Consider the following 19,702-nt stretch of genomic DNA (forward strand, 5'->3'; position numbering starts at 1 on the left):
GGAAGAAGACATGGACGCCCCCAAAGGCTTGGACCGGGAGGATGACGGCATCGGGCGAGCGTGTGAGGTATCTGCAATATCAAGCATTTGCCGTCTCTCCCACGTCTTCTGCAAACAGCATGTGCTGGATTTGCTGCTCAAGCTCATGGGCCCGCTCCGGGCAGGTGGTGCTGTTCAGTTCAGCCTTGACCCGGCCCGGATGCGGTGAAAGCAGGAGGATGCGGCTGCCAATCTTGATGGCTTCGGCAATGGAATGGGTGACGAACAGAACCGTGAACTTTGTCTCGTCCCACAGGGCCAGAAGCTCATCCTGCATCCGGCGGCGGGTCAGCGCATCGAGAGCCGCAAATGGTTCATCCATCAGCAGAATATCGGGCTCCATGGCCATCCCGCGGGCAATGGCGACACGCTGCTTCATGCCGCCGGAGAGCATGTGCGGATAGCTGTCCGCAAATTTGGTGAGATGCACCTTTTCAATATAGTGCATGGCCCGGTCGTCTGCTTCCGCCGCACTCAGGCGGCGCGAGGCGACAAGGGCAAACGCCACATTCTGGCGCACGGTTTTCCAGGGCAGAAGCTGGTCGAATTCCTGAAACACCATCATGCGATCCGGCCCCGGCGCATGGATCACCTGCCCCTTGAGACGCATCTCGCCCTCGGTCGGCGTGATATATCCGCCAACAGCCTTTTGCAGGGTGGACTTTCCACATCCCGAAGGCCCCAGAAGAATGAACCTGTCTGCTGTGAAGACATTGAAGTCCACCCGATAGGTGGCCGTAATCAGATGATTTGGCGTTTTATATTGCAGCGTGACGCCACTCACCTCCAGAAGAGGTTTATACGAACCCATGCGTCCCTCCCTCGGGAATTTCCGCCACGGCCTTCTGGCCTTGTTTGAGCGGGATACTCTTGCGATGGTCCTGAAATATCCGGATGACGGGCATGGCGGCCCGGTTTTGCGTCCTCTCTTCAGGCAACCGGGACGGGAAAGCGCAGATCCACCGGAAATACCGGAGAGGGATATGCCCATGCGATGCCATGTGCGGGTGTTTGGCGTGCCACCCAATCGCATGCCTTCACGGCCAGGTACCGGTTCACCCCAGAGCCCACACTCTCCGCACAATGGAGAGCAGCCCTGCTGGAATGATGCTAGACTATGGCAGGCAAGCTGTAAATAAGTCTAATATCATTTATAAGACACATGATATGGCAGAAACAGGCCTGAATCAATCAACGCTCTGATTGACTTTGACAACAGATCTGAATGAACAAGGATTGGTAAGGCTTTGCCCCCTGTTCAGAGCGCGCGGAAACTCTGTCTGCCTGCTTGTTTCATCAGCGCATGGCCCGCAAGAATATATCCCGGCCCGCAAGCGCCGCTCCGGACTTGAAATTCCACCATCACATGAATGGGTTGGCGCCCTTCACCCATTCCTCCGCCTCCATGCGGAACAGAATGGAGGCGGGGTTGTGTCTTTTCTTATTTTATATATTATATAAGACATATCATACCTGTCTTGCCCCGACTTTCCGCAGCCATCAGGACCCGCCATGCCCGATATCGTCGTCACCGAATTCATGGATCAGGACGCGCTGGACCGCCTGCGCGAGATACATGACCTGCACTATGACCCCACCCTTGCAGACAAGCCCGAAGAACTTGCCGCTCTTCTCGCCGATGCCAGAATCCTCATCGTGCGCAACCGCACACAGGTGCGCGGCCCCCTCATCGCGGTGGGCCGGAAGCTGGTCATGGTGGGTCGCCTTGGTGTGGGGCTGGACAATATTGATGTGGCGGCCTGCGAGGCAAAGGGCATTGCCGTGCGCCCGGCGAGCGGCGCGAATGATATTGCCGTCGCTGAATATGTGATCTGCGGTGTGATGATGCTCCTGCGCGGCGCCTATCTCGCCACAGGCGATGTGATGGATGGCACATGGCCGCGCAACCGGCTGATGGGCCGGGAAACCAGCGGCAAGACCCTCGGCCTCATCGGGTTCGGCGCCATCGCGCGGGAAACCGCCCGTCGGGCCCGGGCGCTGGGCATGGCGGTACTGGCGCATGATCCCTTCCTGCCGGCAGATCACCCAGCCTTTGCCGCCCATGAGACACGCCCGGTGAAGCTGGAGGAACTGCTGGCGCACAGTGACGCCATCAGCCTGCATGTCCCGCTGACGCCGGACACACGCAACCTGATCGATGCGGCTGCTCTCGCCCGCATGAAACCGGGGGCCGTGCTCATCAATGCCGCCCGCGGCGGGGTCGTGGATGAAGCCGCCCTTGCCGATGCGCTCAAATCCGGCCATCTCGCCGGCGCCATGCTGGATGTGTTTGAAACCGAACCCCTGCCCGCCGGCACCGTTCTGGCCGGTGTGCCCAATCTCGTTCTCACCCCGCATATTGCCGGCGTCACGCAGGAATCGAATGTGCGCGTGAGCGGCGTCATTGCCGATGCCGTGTTGCAGCTTCTGAAGGAGCAAGCATGATGAATGCGCGCCTGTCACTGGATGATGCCCGCAGGCTGGCCATTGCGGTTCTGGAACATGCCGGCTGCTCTCCCGCTTCCGCACGCACCACGGCGGAGGCCCTTGTTGCAGCGGAGGCGGATGGCATTGCCAGCCATGGCCTCTCCCGCCTTCCGGCCTATGCGGATCAGCTTGCAAGCGGCAAGGTGGATGGCCGTGCCACGCCCCGGCTGGAATGGACCGCCCCGGCCACATTGCGCGTCAATGCCGGCACAGGTCTGGCTTTCCCCGCCATCTGCGCCGGGCTGGATGCGGCAGCCGAACGCGTCCGTGACATGGGCTGCGTAGGCGTGGGTATTTTTGCATCCCATCATGCCGGGGTGCTCGGGCACCATGTGGAGAGCCTTGCAGAAAAAGGGCTCTGTGCGCTCGCCTTCTCCAACTCCCCGGCCGGCATTGCCCCCTGGGGCGGCTCAAGGGGGATTTTCGGCACCAATCCGGTCGCCTTTGCCGCCCCCCGCAGGGCCGGCGCCCCTCTGGTGATCGATGCCTCCCTCAGCAAGGTGGCCCGCGGAAAGATCATGGTCGCGGCCCAGAAGGGTGAGGCCATTCCCGATGACTGGGCGCTGGACAGCGCGGGCCGCCCCACCACGGATGCCAAGGCCGCCCTTCAGGGCACCATGGTGGCGATAGGGGATGCCAAGGGCGCCGCGCTGGTGCTGATGGTGGAAATTCTGGCCGCCGCCATGACGGGAGGCCAGTTCGGCTTTCAGGCGTCCTCCTTCTTCACGGCGGAAGGGGAAGCGCCCAGCATCGGCCAGCTCTTCATTGTCATGGACCCGGTGCGCCTTGGTGGCGCGGATTTTCCTGAGCGGCTCGAAACATTGCTGTCCGCCATTCTGGAACAGCCCGGCACGCGCCTGCCGGGAGATCGCCGCATCACATTGCGCGCAACAGCCCGCCAGGAGGGCATTCTGGTTCCCGACACCCTTCTGTCGGACCTGAAAACCCGCGCCGGCCTTCCCCCCGGCTGAACACCGAGACCGCTCCCACAGGCGTCTGCGCCAGAGAATGGATCATCCGGGCGCCCTGCTCTCCCCCACGGGCCCGGATGATCCCCGCACCACAAGTTCGATCGGCATTTCAATGCGATTGCCGCGCCCCTCGCCCTCCCCCTCGCCCCTGAGGCGGGCAAGCAGGCAGGTTGCGGCCGCCCGCCCGAGTTCGGCCGTCGGAAGATGAACGGTTGTGAGCGGCGGGTTGATATGGGCGGAAATCTCCAGATCATCGATCCCGACAATCGAGATGTCATCCGGCACATGGTAGCCGGCCGCCTGCGCCTCGAACACGGCCCCAACCGCCAGCACGTCATTCCCCCCGATAATGGCCGTGGGCGGGGCCTTGCGGTTCATCAGCCGGGCCAGCCCCATCCTGCCGCCGGCAAGCGTGAAAGGCGTTTCCACGACATCCTCGTCCGTGAAAGCGATGCCATGCGCCTGCAATGTCTTGCGCACCCCCGCCACGCGGGCGCGGGCGCGGTCATTGGCGTGGAGAAAGCCTGAAATCATGCCGAACCGGCGATGTCCCAGATCCAGCAGATGCCGCACGGTCATCTGCCCGGCAAGCTCATTGTCAAAACCGATGCAGGGCACACGCGGATCGAAAGACCATGTGAGCAGGACCGGCACGGAAGCCTGTGTCAGCTGGCTCCATGTTTCGTCCAGATGATCCGCCCCCACGATCATCAGCGCATCCACCCCGCGCGCGAGCATGGCGCGCACGGCCGTATCCTCATTCTCCGGCGCATAATCATGCGCGGCCACCAGCAACTGGTAGCCATTGGCCGCCAGCTCGGTCTGCATGGCATGAAGCGCGCGGGCGAAGATGGCGTGATCCAGCGTGGGCATGACCGCGCCAATGGTCATCGTCCGGCCTGAGGCCAGCGCACGCGCCGCGCCGGCGGGCACATAATTGAGCCTGGAAATGGCGGAATGCACCCGCTCCAGCGTCTCGCCCTGCAACAGGTCCGGCCGGGAGAGGGCGCGCGAGACCGTGGCCGTGGAAACGCCCGCAAGCCGGGCCACATCCGCCAGTGTCGCCTTGGTTTTCTTCTGCATGACATGCCCCGCCCGACAAGACCAAACCATCCATGTATACGGTTACATCCCCGGAGTGAAGGGGCTTTCCGCCGCATGCCAGGCCGGATCACCCATAATTCATCAGACTTTCGTTCGATCATTCTTGACAGGAAGGGAGATGCTGTTAGCCTGAATGAAAGCGCTTGCATAAATGAGTTCACAATGAACCGCGCAAGCCGCAATGCCCCCGCAGAGGGGCAGACAGTGACGGGAGGACGTCCATGTTGTTAAGGCGCAGGTCCGCCATCGGCCTTGCGGCTTTTGCCGTACTCGCTGGCTTATGGTTCATGATGACAAGCGTGACCGGACTGGTTCCGTCCGGTCGTTTTCCCACACCCTCGGATACATGGTCCGCCGCGGCACAGGTGATGTTTCGCGGATATGGTGACTCCACCCTTCCCATACATGTGCTGCAATCCCTGAAACTGGTGGCGATGGGCTTTGCCCTGTCCATCATCATCGGCGTGCCGCTCGGCCTGCTGATGGGCTGGAGCCGGACGGCAGAAGCCTTCCTGAACCCTGTCTTCATGCTTTTGCGGCCCATACCGCCACTGGCATGGATTCCGCTGGCCATTCTCTGGCTCGGCCTGTCAGATGCCGCCAAGATGCTGGTCATCTTCTTTGCGGCCTTCGTTCCCTCGGTCATCAATACCCATGCGGGCGTGCGCAGCATTGACCGGTCCATCATCGAGGCCGCCACCATGCTGGGCACGCCGCGCCTGCGCTTTGTCCGCGAGGTTCTGGTCCCCGGCTCCGCCCCGATGATCTTCACCGGCCTGCGCCTCTCCTTGCAGGCCAGCTGGACCACCCTTGTCGCGGCCGAACTGGTCGGCGCCCTGGCGGGCCTTGGCCACCTCCTGAACCTGGCGCAGCAGGACATCTATCCCGGCATGATTCTGGTCGGCATGATCTGCGTTGCCATTTTCGGCGCCCTCTCAACCGCCCTTCTGGGCTGGATCGAGCATCGCGCCCTCAGCTGGCTTCCGGCAAGGGGAGGCGCGCTGTGACAGAGACCCTCGACCCGAACAAACGCCTTCTTCTGGGCGCGCTGGGGCTGGCCTGCTTCTTCCTCTTCTGGGCCACGATCTCGGCCAGCGAACTGGTCAATCGCGCCTTTCTGCCCGGCCCGCTGGAGCTGATCCAGAGGCTGGCCATGCTGACCACACAGGCCTTTGCCGGCGGCACATTGCTCCAGCACCTGTATTCCAGCCTCGAACGCTTCGCGGCGGGCTATCTTCTGGCGGTTGCGGTCGGCGTGCCGCTCGGGCTGCTGATGGGGCGCTTCCGGCTGCTGGATGACATCATCTCCCCACTGTTCGATGCGCTGCGCTTCATCGCGCCCATCGCCTGGGTGCCATTTGCGGCGCTCTGGTTCGGCACCGGCTTTGGCGGGCCTGTCCTGATCATCTTCACCGGCGCCTTTCCGCCCTGCCTGCTCAATGCCTATCGCGGCGCGCGTCAGGTGGACCCGCGCTATATCGAGGCTGCGGAAATGCTGGGAACGCCCTCCCACCGCATCATCACGGAGGTGCTGCTTCCCGCATCCGTTCCGGCCATCGTGGCGGGGCTGCGCATTGGCGCGGGCCTTGGCTGGCAGTCACTGGTAGGGGCGGAACTCATCGTCGCCTCCACGGGCGTGGGCTACATGATGGTGCAGGCCCAGTCCGCTGTTTCCACATCAACCGTGATGGTCGGCATGGCCGCCATCGGACTTGTCGGCGTCCTCATCGACGTCGCCCTGCGCGCGCTTGAGACCCGTCTCCATCGCCGCGTCGGAAGAGCCTGAGAGGACAAGATGAGCAGCATACGTTTTGATGCCGTCGACAAATGCTTCGGCGGTTCGGTCAAGGCGCTGGAAGGCATCAGCCTGGAAGTGGCGGACAAGGAATTTGTCGCGATTGTCGGGCCTTCCGGCTGCGGCAAGACCACCTGCCTGCGCATGGCTGCGGGATTCGAGTTTCCCTCCGCCGGAAAGGTTCTGGTGGGCGAGACGCAGGTGAGGGAACCGGGACCGGACCGGGCCGTGGTGTTCCAGCAATTCGGCCTCTTTCCATGGAAAACCGTGTTCGAGAATATCGAGCTGGGGCTGCGCAACAAGAATGTGCCCGTGCAGGAACGCCGCCAGCGTGTGCATGAGGCGATCGCGATGATCGGCCTGAAAGGCTATGAGAGCGCCTATCCCCATCAGCTTTCCGGCGGCATGCAGCAGCGCGTGTCAATCGCCCGCGCCTATGTTCTGGACCCGCAGGTGCTGCTGATGGATGAGCCCTTCGGCGCGCTCGATGCCCAGACCCGCGTGGTGATGCAGGAGGAGCTGGTGCGTCTTGCCCGGCGCAATCCGCGCACCGTCCTGTTCATTACCCATGGGGTGGAGGAGGCGGTCTATCTGGCCGACAGGGTGGCCGTGATGACCCGCCGCCCGGGACGGATCAAGGAGATCGTGGATGTGAAGTCCATCCGCCTTGCCGAACGGTGGGAAGATTATCCGCGCATCGAGGATGTGATGGATCTCGAATCCTTCGTCCATCTGCGGACCCATATCTGGAAATCCCTGCGCGAGGAGAAGCTGGAAGAGGCGCACTAGAGACCCCTCTCCGGCCCGGCCAGCAGCCGGCGCCTGATCGGCACGAGGACCCACAAACCGCAACCGGAACAACCACCCCCGGCGATGGCCTTGCCGGGGCATGCCTGACCTGTGCCCGGAAAGAACAGAACCGGCCAGATGACACACTGCCCAGTCAGTGACATTCGGGAGGAACACCCATGAAACCCAGTTACAGAATGATCCTGCCAGGCGCCCTTGCACTGGCGCTTGCCCTCACCCCCGCAGCAGGACTGATGAGTGGTGTCTCCCACGCCGCCACGCAAACACCCGCCAAGGTGAAGATCTCCTATCTTCCAGCCCTTTACTGGGCCCTGCCCTTCTATATCGCGACAGAGAAGGGGTGGTGGAAGGATGTGGGGCTCGATCCCTCATTCGTCACCTTCCCCGCGGGCGCGCCGCAGGTGGCGGCGGCGCAGGCGGGCTCCTGGGATGTCGGCGGCACGGGCGCTGTTCCCGCGGTGCTGGGCGCGGCGCGGTTCGGTCTTGTCACGGTGGGCATCACCAATGACGAGTCCAGAACCAATGCGATGATGGCGGCGGGCGACAAGGTGGATGCCATCAGGGCCGATCCTGGCCAGCTCAGGGGCAAGCGCCTGCTGCTGACCACCAATTCCACCGCCGATTATGCCGCCCGCGCCTGCCTGAAGAAATGGGGCCTGAAATCCTCCGACATGCAGTTCGTCAATCTCGGGCAGGCCCAGGTGATCTCGGCCATGATGGCGAACCGCGACACGGTTGTCGGCGTCTGGGCGCCCCATACCTATACGCTGGAGGAAAAGGCCGGCGCGAAGGTGCTGTGCTCTGGCGCGGATGCCGATGCCGTTGTGCCCGGCACGCTGGTGGTGCGCCCCGAATTCGCGAAGCAGAACCCGGATGAGGTGGCGAAGATCCTCGCGGTCTATCTGCGTGGCTGGAGCTGGGCCAAAGCCCACCCCCAGGAGGCACGCGCCATGGCGAAGCGCTTCTATGCCGATGGCGGGGTCGAGGCTTCGGACGAGGCCATAGACCAGGAATTCAGGCTGCGCCCCACCTTCAGCCTCGACGAGCAGAACAGCCTGCTGCAGCGGGATGGCAAGGACTCCGCATTTGATGGCTGGCTGAACAATATCGGCGGCTTCATGAGCGAAGTCGGCACCATTCCCGCCGCCCCGGACCCCAGGACCTTCGTGGACACCAGCTTCATGCGCAAGGTCACCGATGATGCGCGGCTGAAAGCCTTCGCCACGGAATTTGACAAGCCCAACTGAACACACCCTCGCCCGCCCACATGCGCGGCGTAATGGAGAACGCTATGGCCATTGAATATCTCAAGCGCGCAACCAAGACCCCGGAAACGGAGACGGGCACCGCGCAGGACGTGGTGACCACCATGCTCGGCGAAATCGAACGCCGGGGCGAGGCGGCCGTGCGCGATTATGCGCTGGAACTCGACAAGTGGGATGGCCCCATTCTCATCACCCGCGAGGACATGGAACGCCGGGCCGCTGAAGTGCCCGAGAGCGTGAGACGCGATATCGAGTTCGCGGCCGATCAGGTGCGCCGTTTCGCGGAAGCCCAGCGCGACAGCGTGAAGGATTTCTCAGTGCAGCTTCTTCCCGGGCTCACGGCCGGGCAGAAGCTGGTGCCCTGCAATGTCGCCGGCTGCTATGTGCCCACCGGGCGATATGCTCATATCGCCTCGGCCTACATGTCCATCGCCACCGCCAAGGCGGCAGGGGTCGGCACCGTGGTCGCCTGCTCCACCCCGTTCCGGGGCGCGGGGATTCATCCTTACGTGCTCTATGCCATGAAGGTGGCCGGCGCGGATGTGGTGATGACGCTCGGCGGCGTGCAGGCCATCGCCGCCATGGCCTATGGCCTGTTCACCGGCAAGCCGGCGGATATCATTGTCGGCCCGGGCAACAAATATGTCGCCGAAGCCAAGCGCATGCTGTTCGGCAAGGTGGGTATCGACGTGTTTGCCGGCCCCTCGGAGGTCGCGGTAATCGCCGATGAGACCGCTGATCCGCTGATGGTGGCGGTCGATCTGGTCGGCCAGGCCGAGCATGGGCATGAGAGCCCCGCCTGGCTGTTCACCTCATCGCGCCGGCTGGCGGAGGAGGTGATGGGCCACATGCCGCGCCTCATCGACGAACTGCCCAAGACAGCGCGCGAGGCCGCCACCGCCGCATGGCGCGATTATGGAGAAGTCATCGTCTGCGATACACGAGAGGAACTGGTCGAGATTTCCGACCGTTATGCCAGCGAGCATCTGGAGATCCACTGCGCGGATCTGGAGTGGTGGCGCAACAGCCTCACCAATTACGGCTCCCTGTTCCTTGGCGAGGAAACCACTGTCGCCTTTGGCGACAAGTGCTCCGGCCCCAACCATATCCTGCCCACCAAGTTCGCGGCGCGTTACTCGGCCGGCCTGTCCGTGCACAAGTTCCTCAAGCCGCTGACCTGGCAGCAGATGGATCGTGAGGCCTGCAAGACCATCGCCCAGACCACGGCCCGCATTTCCCGGCTTGAGGGCATGGAAGCCCATGCGCGCACGGGGGATTACCGGCTGGACAAATATTTCCCCGGCCACAATTTCGACCTTGGCCTGCCGGTGGAAGCCTGAGCCATGTTCAGACTCTCCCCCCTTTTCGACCTTTCCGGTCGCACCGCGCTGGTCACGGGCGGAAGCTCCGGCATCGGCCTTGCCATGGCCATGGGCCTTGGGCAGGCGGGCGCCGGCATCCTTCTGGCCGCAAGACGCAAGGCCGCCCTTGAAACGGCGGCGCGTGATCTTGAGGCACAGGGCACGCCCTGCACATGGGTCGAGGCGGATCTTGGTGCAGCCGATGGCCCGGCAACAGTGGTGGAGGCCGTGCAGGAGCGCGGCCTTGCCATCGACATCATCATCAATGCCGCCGGGATGAATCTGCGCCAGCCTTATGAGGCGGTCAGCCCGCAGGCGTTTGACCTGCACATGGCCGTACATGTCCGCGCGCCTTTCCTGCTGGTGCAGGCGCTGGCGCCAGCCATGGCGCAGCGGGGCCGGGGGCGGATCATCAATATCGCCTCGCTGCAATCCTTCCGCGCCTTCCCCGATTCGGCCCCCTATGGCGCCGCGAAGGGGGCCATCGCCCAGCTCACCCGGGCGATGGCGGAGGCCTGGTCGGCGCGGGGCATCACCTGCAATGCCATTGCCCCCGGCTTCTTCCCCACCGCGCTCACACAGGCCGTGTTCGAGAATGAGGATCGGGCCACGCGCAATGCGGCGCAGACAGCCATCGGCCGGAACGGGCGGATGGAGGATCTGGTGGGGCCCGCGGTGTTTCTCGCCTCCGATGCCTCCGCCTATGTCACCGGCCAGATCCTTGCGGTAGACGGCGGCTTCACCGCGAAATGAGGGGGTGAGTGATGAAAGCACTGGTCTATACCGGCCCCAACGCCCTTGAATTCCGCATCGAGGCCGACCCCGTGCCCACCAATGACGAGGTGGTTGTCAGGGTCGAGGCTGTCGGCATTTGCGGCTCGGACATGCATGCCTATCACGGGCATGATGCCCGCCGTCCGCCCCCCCTCATACTGGGGCACGAGGCGGCCGGGCGGATCATGAGCGGCCCGCGCGCGGGAGAGCGGGTCACCATCAATCCGCTGGTGGTCTGCGGAACATGCCCGGCATGCGAATCCGGCCGCTCTCACCTGTGCCCGGAGCGGCAGATCATTTCCATGCCGCCGCGCCCGGGCGCCTTTGCCCAGATGGTGCGGATTCCCGAGCGCAATCTGGTGGCCATTCCCGACCACCTCTCCTTCATCCATGCCGCACTGGCCGAGCCGGTGGCGGTGGCCTATCACGCGGTCAATACCGGCGCGCGCCTGCTGGACCAACCGCTTTCCGCCGCGCGCTGCCTTGTTCTGGGCGGCGGGGCGATCGGCCTTGCCGCCGCGCTCGTGCTCGCCATGCAGGGCGCCGCGGCCATCCATGTGGTGGAGCCCCATGCGGGACGGCGGGAGACGGTGAGGCGCGCCGGGCGATTCGCCTGCCATGCACCGGAGGATGCCGACGCGCCGCAGGAGAGCAGCATCGACCTTGTGATCGATGCCGTGGGGGCCGCCGCCACCCGCGCCACAGCCAGCCGCACCGTGCGCCCGGGCGGGGTGATCGTCCATGCCGGGCTTCTGCCGGGAATGGACGGCTTTGATATCCGCCGCATCACCCTTCAGGAGATCATCGTTTCCGGCACCTATTGCTACACGCCGGCGGATTTCCGGGCGACGGTGGACGCCCTCTCATCCGGGCGCCTGGGAACGCTGGAATGGATTGAGGTACGCGACTTTGACGATGCGGTTTCCGCCTTCGCCGACATGGACGCCGCGCGCACCAATGCCGCGAAAATCGTCCTGAACGTCACCTGATCCAGCCGATCCTGCCAGCCGGCTCCCCCTCCCTGAAGCCGGCTGCGCGTGCGCCGGGTGCCGGGTGCCGGAGCCGCCCGATGCGGCAGCCCCTCCGGCGCACGCCACCCCACCCGCACTGCCGGGCCCCTGAACCCGCATTCCACCGCAGCGGAACAGTGACATTCCGAACAGGTTCCGGCAGATTTCATTTGCACTGTTACATATAATATCTTATATAAGACATATGCCAACACACTGGCACAAGGACAACAAGAGGAGGAAAGCGTGAGCGCGCCCCAACTGCTGGTTCATGAAAAGAAAGACACCGTTGGTGTCGTCGTGGTCGAGGGGCTGAAGGCCGGTACGGACATGCTGTGCGTCGTCACGCATGACAATTCCGCCTTCAACCTGACATCAAAGATGGACGTGCCGATCGGCCACAAGGTCGCGCTCGTCGATATCAAGGCGGGAGATACCATCTGGAAATACGGCCAGGACATCGGCATCGCCAAGGCCGATATCGCCAGGGGCGAACATGTCCATGTCCATAACGTCAAGACGAAGCGCTGGTGAGGTGTGAAATGTCCGAAATTGCCATGTTCCACGCCCAGACCGCGCAGAACCCCTTCAACGGGGGCGCACCCGACCAGCTGGTGACGGGGGCGACACCTGCAAAACTGGCCTCCGCCGCCTATCAGGACGCCACCTTCATGGGCTGGCGCCGCGAGAATGGCCGCGTCGGTGTGCGCAACCATGTCATCTTGCTGCCGCTGGATGATCTTTCCAACGCGGCCTGCGAGGCCGTGGCCAACAATGTGAAGGGCACCATGGCGCTGCCCCACGCCTATGGCCGCCTTCAGTTCGGCGAGGATCTGGATATCCATTTCCGCACCCTCATCGGCATCGGCTCCAATCCCAATGTCGCCGCCGTGGTGGTGATCGGCATCGAGGACCAGTGGACCAACCGGGTGGTGGAAGGCATTGCCCGCACCGGCAAGCCGGTTGTCGGCTTCGGCATCGAGGGCAATGGCGACATTGCCACCATTGCCCGCGCCTCCTATCAGGCCAAGCGCTTCGTGCAGTGGGCCGCCGAGCTTCCGCGCGAGGAATGCCCGATCTCCGACCTGTGGGTCTCCACCAAGTGCGGCGAGAGCGACACCACCACCGGCCTGTCCTCCTGCCCCACCGTTGGCAACATGTATGACAAGCTGATCCCGCTGGGCATCTATGGCGTGTTCGGAGAGACCTCCGAAATCACCGGCGCGGAGCATCTGTGCAAGGAACGGGCGGCCTCTCCCGAGATTGCGGACAAATGGTACAAGATGTGGAAGGCCTATCAGGAGGATGTCATCGAGGCCCACAAGACCGATGACCTTTCCGACAGCCAGCCCACCAAGGGCAATATTGCCGGCGGCCTCACCACGATTGAGGAAAAGGCCCTCGGGAACCTTGAGAAGATCGGCCGCGAAAGCAAGTTCATCGATGCGCTGGAGCCGGCCGAGGCGCCCGCGAAGGGGCCGGGCCTGTACTATATGGACACCTCCTCGGCCGCGGCCGAGTGCGTCACGCTGATGGCGGCGGCCGGCTATGTCATCCACACCTTCCCCACCGGGCAGGGCAATGTGATCGGCAATCCCATCGTGCCGGTCATCAAGATCACCGGAAACCCGCGCACGGTGCGCACCATGGGCGAGCATATCGATGTGGACGTGTCCGGCGTGCTGCGGCGCGACATGACCATTCCGCAGGCCGGCGACGCGCTGATCGACATGATCGTCCGCACCGCCAATGGCCGCCTCACGGCTGCCGAATCCCTCGGTCACCGGGAATTCGTGATGACCAAGCTGTATCGCAGCGCCTGATCAAGAAGAAGGGGGCAGCCAGACTTGGCCGCCCCCTTTTCATGCGCATCCGCATGGCTGTTTCAAACACCACCACCAGATCCGTCCGGTGCGTGGCTTCCACTGTTCCGGCAGGGCGGATCTTCGCCCTTATGGCAATTGCCGCCGCCCATGCTTTTATATTACATAAGACAGAGTATTTACTGTCCGGTCATCCGGCCTGATGCAGACGGCATGATCCCCAGGCCAGAAGGCTTGCCGGCGGTCATGGGCATGCGATCAAGGCGTGCTGCGGAGCAAGAATGAGAAAAGGGGCGGAAGGCAGATGAGCAAGGCCAGCAGCGGCAGCACCGCCATCCGTCGACGCGCGGAAAAACCCGCCTTCGCGCCCGGGCCGGAGGAGCGCGACAGCCTGGAGTCCAAACCCCTCTATCGGCAGGTGCGGGAAACCCTCGTGCGCCGCATGGTGGATGGCGTCTGGAGCCCCGGTGAGCCGCTGCCGAGCGAAATGCATCTGGCCGCAGAACTGGGCGTGAGCCAGGGCACCGTGCGCAAGGCACTGGATGAGCTGGCGGCTGAAAATCTGGTCACCCGCCGTCAGGGGCGCGGCACATTCGTCGCCCGGCATGACGAAGAGCGCATTCTCTTCCAGTTTTTCAAGCTGGTGGGAGATGATGGCAAGCGCCGCTTTCCGGAAAGCCGGGTGCTGGGCATAGAGAAGGCCAGGGCCAGCGTGGCCGAGGCTTCCGCCCTCAATCTGGTCCGGGGCGCGCGGGTTCTGCATATCCGGCGCGTACGCACCTGTGATGATGTTCCGCTGCTGACCGAAACCCTCACCCTGCCTGAGGCGCTGTTTCCCGGCCTTGCCGATATGCCCGTGCCCAACAATCTGTACGGGCTTTATGCCAGTCGATACGGCATCACCGTTGCGCGGGCGCGTGAAAAGCTGAAGGCCGTGACAGTGGGGCCGGCAGAGGCCGGGCTTCTCAATGTCGATGCAGGCACGCCCGCATTGCTGATCGACCGGCTCGCCTTCGGGCTGGATGAGACCCCGGTGGAATGGCGGCGCAGCTATTGCCTGACCGGCAACTTCCATTATCTGGCGGATCTCAGCTGAACCTTCCGGGCACGCCCTCCCCACGGAATCGCATTTCCTGACACGGCCCCGGCCGGCGATGTGGCATCATGGAAAGAGGGGCGAGCCCACCCCTCCCCATACAGGGGCATGGCTGAAGCAATATAGAAGGCTAGCGGACTGGCGCCTTGGGCCATGCGGGTGAGAGCGCCTCAGGGCGCACGCTTCACGTCATTCATGGCACCGGAAATGTCGATCCTCGGGTCTGGCGCCCCATCCTGCAAAGCCCAGCTCACCTTGTTCTTCACCCCCGCGACATCCAGCACCGTGGGGCCTGCCAGTTTCAGCTTCACGACATGGTCTGCACCCGCAACCTCGACAGCGGCGGAGCCTTCCGCCGGACGGATCGCGGTTTCAACCTGATTGCTGGCGGAGGCGACGGCAAGCCCTGTCGCCTCACCTCCGGTGATCCTGTTTTCCACGCCGGTGACAACCACCTCGCCGGCCTTCTCGAAGCGCACCACATGGCCCTTGCCATGCACGAAGACAGCGCCGCAATCCCCTGTCAGCGCCACGGTGTTCTCCGCGCCATAAATGCCAACGGAAGAACCGCCGCAGGGCACATCACGGCTCAACCCCTGCCCCTCGATGACAATCTGCGGCTCCTCATCCCCCTGCCCGGCATCAGCCTGGGCCACAGCCGGTGCGCCAAGGGCCAGAAGCAGCAGAAACGGGGAAAAGGATTGGGACAGGCCAGTCTTCACGGTGAAATCTCCATTCATGGCTGGATGGACACAGCAAGCCCGATGCCGGGCGGCACGGCAAGTCCCAAGGGGCGGGAAAGCGTTTCCGCCGCAGGGCACCTGGGCATCATATATCTGCCCGCACCATCATGGCATGCCCGAAGAACCCTTGCCAATGCTGGTTTTTTAAGCAGGCCCGACCCACAGACCACCCGTGAGCGCCCACCCTGTTCCATTGACGCCCATGATTTCCCATGATAGCCCATTCATACCCAAGACATGAATGGACGGCTGCCCCGTCCAGAGGCTTCCGGCCTTTCCGGGAGCGGCTGAAAAGGAAGGCACACCGGCGCCATGGACCGCTTCGTGTCCACATACACGATGCGTCTCGACGCCAAGGGCCGGGTTTCCATCCCCGCGCCCTTCCGCGCTGTGCTGACCCGTGATGGGGCAGAAGGTCTGTATTGCCACCCTTCCCTTGCGGAGCCCGCTCTGGATGCCGGTGGCAACAGGCTCCTCGGTGAAATCGAGGCGCTGATCGAACGCTATCCGCCCTATTCGGAGGAGCGCGAGGAGCTGGCCGCCGCCCTTTACGGCACCAGCGAAACCCTGCGCGTGGACCCGGAAGGACGGGTGGTGCTGAGTGAGACGCTCAAGACCCATGCCGGCATCACCGATCAGGTGGCCTTTGTGGGGCTGGGGCACAAATTCCGGATCTGGGAACCGGAGCGGCTGAAAGTGCATCTCGCGGAGGCCACCCAAAGGGTGCGCGAGTTGCGCAAGGCCATCGGCTCCCGAAGCGAGAACCTGCGGGGCAAGGCAGAATGAAGACGGGTCACGGGGTCGGCCCAACCGACGCCGCTGGCGGACCGGCCCGTCATCTGCCAGTCATGCTGCGCGAGGTTCTCACCCACCTCGCGCCGAAGGATGCCGGACATTATGTCGATGGCACCTTCGGCGCAGGCGGCTACACCAGCGCCATTCTCAAGGCGGCCAACTGCCGTCTCCTCGCCTTCGACCGCGACCCCACGGCCATCGCGGCCGGTGAAGAACTGGTGCGCGCGTTTGATGGCCGCCTGCAACTGGTGCAGGACCGTTTCTCCCAGCTGGATGTGCGCGCAGAAGAAGCCGGCTTCACCCCGCTCGATGGCGTGGTGCTGGATATTGGCGTCTCCTCCATGCAGCTCGATCAGGCCGAGCGCGGCTTTTCCTTCCGCCGTGATGGCCCGCTCGACATGCGCATGGGCGACACCGGCCCTTCCGCCGCCGATCTCGTGGCGGAACTGGATGAGGTGAATCTCGCCCATGTCATCTGGTCGCTGGGGGAAGAGCGCCAGTCGCGCGCCATTGCCCGGGCCATTGTGAAGGCGCGCGGCGAAGCACCCATCACCCGCACCAGCCAGCTTGCCGAGATCGTCTCGCGCGTGGTGTGGGCAAAACCGGGGGAAATGCACCCGGCGACACGCACCTTCCAGGCGCTGCGGATTGCTGTGAACGAGGAATTATCCGAGCTCGCACAAGCGCTTGCGGCCGCCGAAAGGGCTCTCAGGCCCGGCGGTCGGCTGGTTGTCGTCACCTTCCACTCGCTGGAAGACAGGATCGTTAAGAATTTTCTGGCATCAAGGAGCAAGGCACCGTCCGCATCGCGTCACATGCCGCAAGCGGAAGGGCCGGCTCCCTCGTTTCGCCTCGTTGCAAAAGGCGCCGTGGAGCCCGGCTCCGACGAAGTGGCAGGTAATCCACGCGCAAGGTCCGCGAAGCTTCGCGCGGCCGAACGCACGGATCAACCCGCGCACACGGACGGCGACCTGACGGGGCTCCTTCCGGCCCCGTCTCCGCAAAGGAACGGCCGGAGACGCTAGGCGCAATGTTTCGGATCGCCAATATCATCATGGTCATCGCCCTGCTGGTGACCGCGGCGGTGGTCTACCAGCTCAAATATGCGTCCACCATGGAGGCGGAACGCCTTGCGAACCTGCGCGCGTCGATCCGCAAGGAACGTGACGCCATCGCGCTGATGAAGGCGGAATGGGCGCGGCGGACCTCACCCTTTTATATCCAGGGGCTTGTGGAACGTCATCTGGACCTGAAGCGGCTGGACATGGCCTCTGTTTCCGATCTTGCCGACCTGCCTGCAAAGCCGTCCGACAGCTCTGACGGAATCGGCGGCATGATCGAGGCGCTGGTGGACGAGCCGCTGGTCACCTCCTCTGTCAGCCGCTCCGCCCCGGCGGCGACGAACCGCAATTCCGACAGCGCCACCCTGCCGGCCGCCTCGGCCATGCGCCCCTCAACCCCTCCGCCCCGCCCGGCCAATCCGCCCGCGGCGCGACCGCGACCCGTTGCCACGGCCGCACCCGCCCGCACCGCGCCGGCTCCGGCACGGCAGGTGATCGACCCTGTTCCGCCACCGCCTCCGGCCTATTACACCCCGCAGATGGCCGCACCCGCGCCTGCGGGCCGCCCTGCCGGCGGCATGGCTCCCATTCTGCCTCCCGGCTCTCTGCCCGGCGCACGCTGACGAGGCCATCATGACGCATCCAGATTCCTCTTCCCCCCGCAATCCTTCCGCGCCCGAGGGCCATGCCCGTGCGGGCGGGGGATTCGTTTCCGACCGCCTCGTGCCCGCGCTTGCGCGGGGGGCGCTTGGCGTCATTCACGGTGTCGGCAAGACTGGCGCGCTGGCCGGCCGCCTGCTGCGCTCCGTGAGCCTCGGCACGTTCCGCATCGTGAAGCAGGCCGCGAAGGGCAACCCCAATGCCAGCCCGGCCCGGGTCGCCGGCGCGCGCATCAAGTTCGTGATGCTGGGTTTTTGCGGCGTGTTTCTGGCCATTGCCGCACAGCTCACCCATCTGGCGATCACCGCGGAAAACGATGTGGCCCGCGGGCGCGGCTCCGATGCCATTTCGTCTGCCCGCCCGGAGATTGTCGATCGCAATGGCGACATCATCGCCATCGACGTGAAATCCCCCTCCCTGTTCGCCGAACCGCGCCGCCTCATCGACCCGGACGAGGCGCTTGAAGGGCTGCTGAAGGTTCTGCCCGACCTTGATGTGGAAGAAACCCGCAAGCGTCTGAATTCCGGCAAGGGCTTTGCCTGGATCAAGCGTGACATCACGCCCTCCCAGCAGCGAGAGATCCACCGGCTGGGCCTGCCCGGCATCGGCTTCCTGCGCGAGAACCGCCGCATCTATCCTGACGGTCCCATCCTCTCCCACGTCATCGGCGGGGTGAACGTGGACAACCAGGGTATTTCCGGCCTTGAGAAATGGGTGGACGGACGCGGCCTGAACGAGCTGCATCTGGCGGGCTTTGCTGTCGACAGCCAGCTCAAGCCGGTGGAGCTGTCCATTGACATGCGCGTGCAGCACGCCATGCGTGACGAACTGCTCAAGGCCAAGAACAAGTTCTCCGCCCTGCACGCCATGGGCCTTGTGATCGAGGTGAATACCGGCGAGATCATCGCCATGGTCTCGCTGCCGGACTTCGACCCCAACAAGCCCGGTGACCCGACCGACATCGCCTATCTCAACCGCCTCACCACCGGCGTGTTCGAAATGGGCTCCACCTTCAAGGCGCTGTCCTTCGCCATGGCGCTGGATTCCGATCGCATCGGGCTGAACTCCACCTTCGATGCGCGCGGGCCGATGCGTTTCGGCAAGTTTGCCATCAATGACTATCATGGCAAGAACCGGGTGCTGACCGTGCCCGAGATCTTCCAGTATTCGTCCAATATCGGCACCGCCAAGATGGTGCTGGCGCTGGGCGTGGACGCGCACAAGAAGTTCCTGAAGAAAATGGGCCAGCTCGACCGGCTGCGCACGGAGCTTGCCGAAAGCGCCATGCCCATCGTGCCGCGCAACTGGGGTGAGCTGAACTCCGCGACCATCGCGTTCGGCCATGGCCTTTCCGTCGCCCCGCTTCAGGCGGTGATGGCGGTGAACTCCATGGTCAATGGCGGGCTGCTGGTGCCGCCCACCTTCCTCAAGCGCACGCCCGAGGAAGCGCGGCAGGTGTCGGAACAGGTTCTCAAGCCCTCCACCTCCGACAAGATGCGCTATCTCATGCGCATGAATGCGGAGAAGGGCAGCGCCCGCAAGGCGGATGTGCCCGGCTATATGGTGGGCGGCAAGACCGGCACCGCCGAGAAGGTGGTGAACGGGCGCTATGCCAAGAACAAGCTGCTCACCTCCTTCACCGCCATCTTCCCCATGGATGCCCCGCGCTACCATGTGCTGGTGATGCTGGATGAGCCCAAGGGCCTGCCGGAAACCTATGGCTATGCCACCTCGGGCTGGAACGCGGCCCCCACGGCCGGCGCCATCGTGGAACGTATCGCCCCCATGCTTGGCGTCTCTCCCCGCCAGAATTTCCCGACGGCGGAAGAAATGCTCCGCAACAGCGGCCAGAAGCTGGCCGGGCGCTGAAACCATGTGCCGGGGCGCAGGCCGCCGCCCCGGCACAGT

General features: G+C 64.0%; 19 protein-coding genes. 16 read left to right on the forward strand and 3 right to left on the reverse strand.

Going from position 1 to position 19,702, the window contains the following annotated elements; all coding sequences use genetic code 11:
• Positions 1 to 79 precede the first annotated feature (79 nt).
• Positions 80 to 850: an ABC transporter ATP-binding protein gene (locus ACT6QG_RS13900; RefSeq protein ID WP_444978157.1), complete on the reverse strand. Its 771-nt coding sequence runs from the start codon at positions 848 to 850 to the stop codon at positions 80 to 82.
• 701 nt (positions 851 to 1,551) lie between these two features.
• Between ACT6QG_RS13900 and ACT6QG_RS13905 the strand changes: the two genes are divergently transcribed.
• The gene (locus ACT6QG_RS13905) at positions 1,552 to 2,484 is read left to right on the forward strand and encodes a hydroxyacid dehydrogenase (RefSeq protein WP_444978158.1); all 933 of its coding nucleotides are present in this window, start codon (positions 1,552 to 1,554) and stop codon (positions 2,482 to 2,484) included.
• Complete coding sequence (locus ACT6QG_RS13910; protein ID WP_444978159.1) at positions 2,481 to 3,497, forward strand: Ldh family oxidoreductase; 1,017 nt, start codon at positions 2,481 to 2,483, stop codon at positions 3,495 to 3,497. Before ACT6QG_RS13905 ends, ACT6QG_RS13910 begins: the two co-directional genes overlap by 4 nt.
• 42 nt (positions 3,498 to 3,539) lie before the next feature.
• On the opposite strand, the gene ACT6QG_RS13915 is transcribed toward ACT6QG_RS13910, so the two are convergent.
• Positions 3,540 to 4,580 carry a LacI family DNA-binding transcriptional regulator gene (locus ACT6QG_RS13915; RefSeq protein WP_444978160.1) on the reverse strand — a complete coding sequence of 347 codons (1,041 nt, stop codon included), beginning with the start codon at positions 4,578 to 4,580 and terminating at the stop codon, positions 3,540 to 3,542.
• 311 nt (positions 4,581 to 4,891) lie between these two features.
• Here ACT6QG_RS13915 and ACT6QG_RS13920 point away from each other — a divergent pair, with 311 nt between their 5' ends.
• The 10 genes from ACT6QG_RS13920 (at position 4,892) to ACT6QG_RS13965 (ending at position 14,535) form a co-directional block, all read left to right on the forward strand.
• Positions 4,892 to 5,608, forward strand: coding sequence for an ABC transporter permease (locus ACT6QG_RS13920; RefSeq protein ID WP_444978300.1), 717 nt, complete (start codon positions 4,892 to 4,894; stop codon positions 5,606 to 5,608).
• The gene (locus ACT6QG_RS13925) at positions 5,605 to 6,387 is read left to right on the forward strand and encodes an ABC transporter permease (RefSeq protein ID WP_444978161.1); all 783 of its coding nucleotides are present in this window, start codon (positions 5,605 to 5,607) and stop codon (positions 6,385 to 6,387) included. Before ACT6QG_RS13920 ends, ACT6QG_RS13925 begins: the two co-directional genes overlap by 4 nt.
• A gap of 9 nt (positions 6,388 to 6,396) precedes the next feature.
• Positions 6,397 to 7,185: an ABC transporter ATP-binding protein gene (locus tag ACT6QG_RS13930; protein ID WP_444978162.1), complete on the forward strand. Its 789-nt coding sequence runs from the start codon at positions 6,397 to 6,399 to the stop codon at positions 7,183 to 7,185.
• A gap of 179 nt (positions 7,186 to 7,364) precedes the next feature.
• A complete protein-coding gene (locus ACT6QG_RS13935; RefSeq protein ID WP_444978163.1) occupies positions 7,365 to 8,453 on the forward strand; it encodes an ABC transporter substrate-binding protein in 1,089 nt (362 codons plus the stop codon).
• A gap of 44 nt (positions 8,454 to 8,497) precedes the next feature.
• Positions 8,498 to 9,811, forward strand: a complete 1,314-nt coding sequence (gene hpsN, locus ACT6QG_RS13940; RefSeq protein ID WP_444978164.1) for a sulfopropanediol 3-dehydrogenase — start codon at positions 8,498 to 8,500, stop codon at positions 9,809 to 9,811.
• 3 nt (positions 9,812 to 9,814) lie between these two features.
• Complete coding sequence (locus ACT6QG_RS13945) at positions 9,815 to 10,585, forward strand: SDR family NAD(P)-dependent oxidoreductase (RefSeq protein ID WP_444978165.1); 771 nt, start codon at positions 9,815 to 9,817, stop codon at positions 10,583 to 10,585.
• A gap of 11 nt (positions 10,586 to 10,596) precedes the next feature.
• Entirely contained in the window at positions 10,597 to 11,595 is a 999-nt protein-coding gene (locus tag ACT6QG_RS13950) for a zinc-dependent alcohol dehydrogenase (protein ID WP_444978301.1), read from the forward strand.
• 267 nt (positions 11,596 to 11,862) lie between these two features.
• Positions 11,863 to 12,150 carry a UxaA family hydrolase gene (locus ACT6QG_RS13955; protein WP_444978166.1) on the forward strand — a complete coding sequence of 96 codons (288 nt, stop codon included), beginning with the start codon at positions 11,863 to 11,865 and terminating at the stop codon, positions 12,148 to 12,150.
• A gap of 8 nt (positions 12,151 to 12,158) precedes the next feature.
• Positions 12,159 to 13,439, forward strand: coding sequence for a UxaA family hydrolase (locus tag ACT6QG_RS13960; protein WP_444978167.1), 1,281 nt, complete (start codon positions 12,159 to 12,161; stop codon positions 13,437 to 13,439).
• A gap of 304 nt (positions 13,440 to 13,743) precedes the next feature.
• Positions 13,744 to 14,535, forward strand: coding sequence for a GntR family transcriptional regulator (locus tag ACT6QG_RS13965; RefSeq protein WP_444978168.1), 792 nt, complete (start codon positions 13,744 to 13,746; stop codon positions 14,533 to 14,535).
• A 170-nt stretch (positions 14,536 to 14,705) separates the two neighbouring features.
• Here the strand turns inward: ACT6QG_RS13965 and ACT6QG_RS13970 are convergent, their stop codons facing one another.
• Positions 14,706 to 15,257: a DUF3060 domain-containing protein gene (locus tag ACT6QG_RS13970; protein WP_444978169.1), complete on the reverse strand. Its 552-nt coding sequence runs from the start codon at positions 15,255 to 15,257 to the stop codon at positions 14,706 to 14,708.
• Between the two features lie 333 nt (positions 15,258 to 15,590).
• Here ACT6QG_RS13970 and ACT6QG_RS13975 point away from each other — a divergent pair, with 333 nt between their 5' ends.
• From ACT6QG_RS13975 to ACT6QG_RS13990, 4 genes are read left to right on the forward strand one after another with little or no spacing between them, the layout of a single operon-like run.
• Positions 15,591 to 16,064, forward strand: coding sequence for a division/cell wall cluster transcriptional repressor MraZ (locus tag ACT6QG_RS13975; protein WP_444978170.1), 474 nt, complete (start codon positions 15,591 to 15,593; stop codon positions 16,062 to 16,064).
• Positions 16,061 to 17,098 (forward strand): 16S rRNA (cytosine(1402)-N(4))-methyltransferase RsmH, encoded by a 1,038-nt coding sequence (gene rsmH, locus ACT6QG_RS13980; RefSeq protein ID WP_444978171.1) that lies wholly within the window; start codon positions 16,061 to 16,063, stop codon positions 17,096 to 17,098. The genes ACT6QG_RS13975 and rsmH overlap by 4 nt, the downstream gene beginning before the upstream one ends.
• A gap of 5 nt (positions 17,099 to 17,103) precedes the next feature.
• Entirely contained in the window at positions 17,104 to 17,757 is a 654-nt protein-coding gene (gene ftsL, locus ACT6QG_RS13985; protein ID WP_444978172.1) for a cell division protein FtsL, read from the forward strand.
• A 10-nt stretch (positions 17,758 to 17,767) separates the two neighbouring features.
• Positions 17,768 to 19,663, forward strand: coding sequence for a peptidoglycan D,D-transpeptidase FtsI family protein (locus ACT6QG_RS13990; protein ID WP_444978173.1), 1,896 nt, complete (start codon positions 17,768 to 17,770; stop codon positions 19,661 to 19,663).
• Positions 19,664 to 19,702 lie beyond the last annotated feature (39 nt).

This window comes from Haloleucobacter ellipsoideus, assembly GCF_052491725.1.

What these genes read in the sequence shown, in the direction of transcription:
- ACT6QG_RS13960 (WP_444978167.1), top strand. Translation starts at nt 12,159, where the DNA reads ATGTCCGAAATTGCCATGTTCCACGCCCAGACCGCGCAGAACCCCTTC.
- ACT6QG_RS13965 (WP_444978168.1), top strand. Translation starts at nt 13,744, where the DNA reads ATGAGCAAGGCCAGCAGCGGCAGCACCGCCATCCGTCGACGCGCGGAA.
- ACT6QG_RS13950 (WP_444978301.1), top strand. Translation starts at nt 10,597, where the DNA reads ATGAAAGCACTGGTCTATACCGGCCCCAACGCCCTTGAATTCCGCATC.
- ACT6QG_RS13975 (WP_444978170.1), top strand. Translation starts at nt 15,591, where the DNA reads ATGGACCGCTTCGTGTCCACATACACGATGCGTCTCGACGCCAAGGGC.
- ACT6QG_RS13920 (WP_444978300.1), top strand. Translation starts at nt 4,892, where the DNA reads ATGACAAGCGTGACCGGACTGGTTCCGTCCGGTCGTTTTCCCACACCC.
- rsmH (WP_444978171.1), top strand. Translation starts at nt 16,061, where the DNA reads ATGAAGACGGGTCACGGGGTCGGCCCAACCGACGCCGCTGGCGGACCG.
- ACT6QG_RS13935 (WP_444978163.1), top strand. Translation starts at nt 7,365, where the DNA reads ATGAAACCCAGTTACAGAATGATCCTGCCAGGCGCCCTTGCACTGGCG.
- ftsL (WP_444978172.1), top strand. Translation starts at nt 17,104, where the DNA reads ATGTTTCGGATCGCCAATATCATCATGGTCATCGCCCTGCTGGTGACC.
- ACT6QG_RS13905 (WP_444978158.1), top strand. Translation starts at nt 1,552, where the DNA reads ATGCCCGATATCGTCGTCACCGAATTCATGGATCAGGACGCGCTGGAC.
- ACT6QG_RS13945 (WP_444978165.1), top strand. Translation starts at nt 9,815, where the DNA reads ATGTTCAGACTCTCCCCCCTTTTCGACCTTTCCGGTCGCACCGCGCTG.
- ACT6QG_RS13990 (WP_444978173.1), top strand. Translation starts at nt 17,768, where the DNA reads ATGACGCATCCAGATTCCTCTTCCCCCCGCAATCCTTCCGCGCCCGAG.
- ACT6QG_RS13930 (WP_444978162.1), top strand. Translation starts at nt 6,397, where the DNA reads ATGAGCAGCATACGTTTTGATGCCGTCGACAAATGCTTCGGCGGTTCG.
- ACT6QG_RS13910 (WP_444978159.1), top strand. Translation starts at nt 2,481, where the DNA reads ATGATGAATGCGCGCCTGTCACTGGATGATGCCCGCAGGCTGGCCATT.
- ACT6QG_RS13915 (WP_444978160.1), bottom strand. Translation starts at nt 4,580, where the DNA reads ATGCAGAAGAAAACCAAGGCGACACTGGCGGATGTGGCCCGGCTTGCG.
- ACT6QG_RS13900 (WP_444978157.1), bottom strand. Translation starts at nt 850, where the DNA reads ATGGGTTCGTATAAACCTCTTCTGGAGGTGAGTGGCGTCACGCTGCAA.
- hpsN (WP_444978164.1), top strand. Translation starts at nt 8,498, where the DNA reads ATGGCCATTGAATATCTCAAGCGCGCAACCAAGACCCCGGAAACGGAG.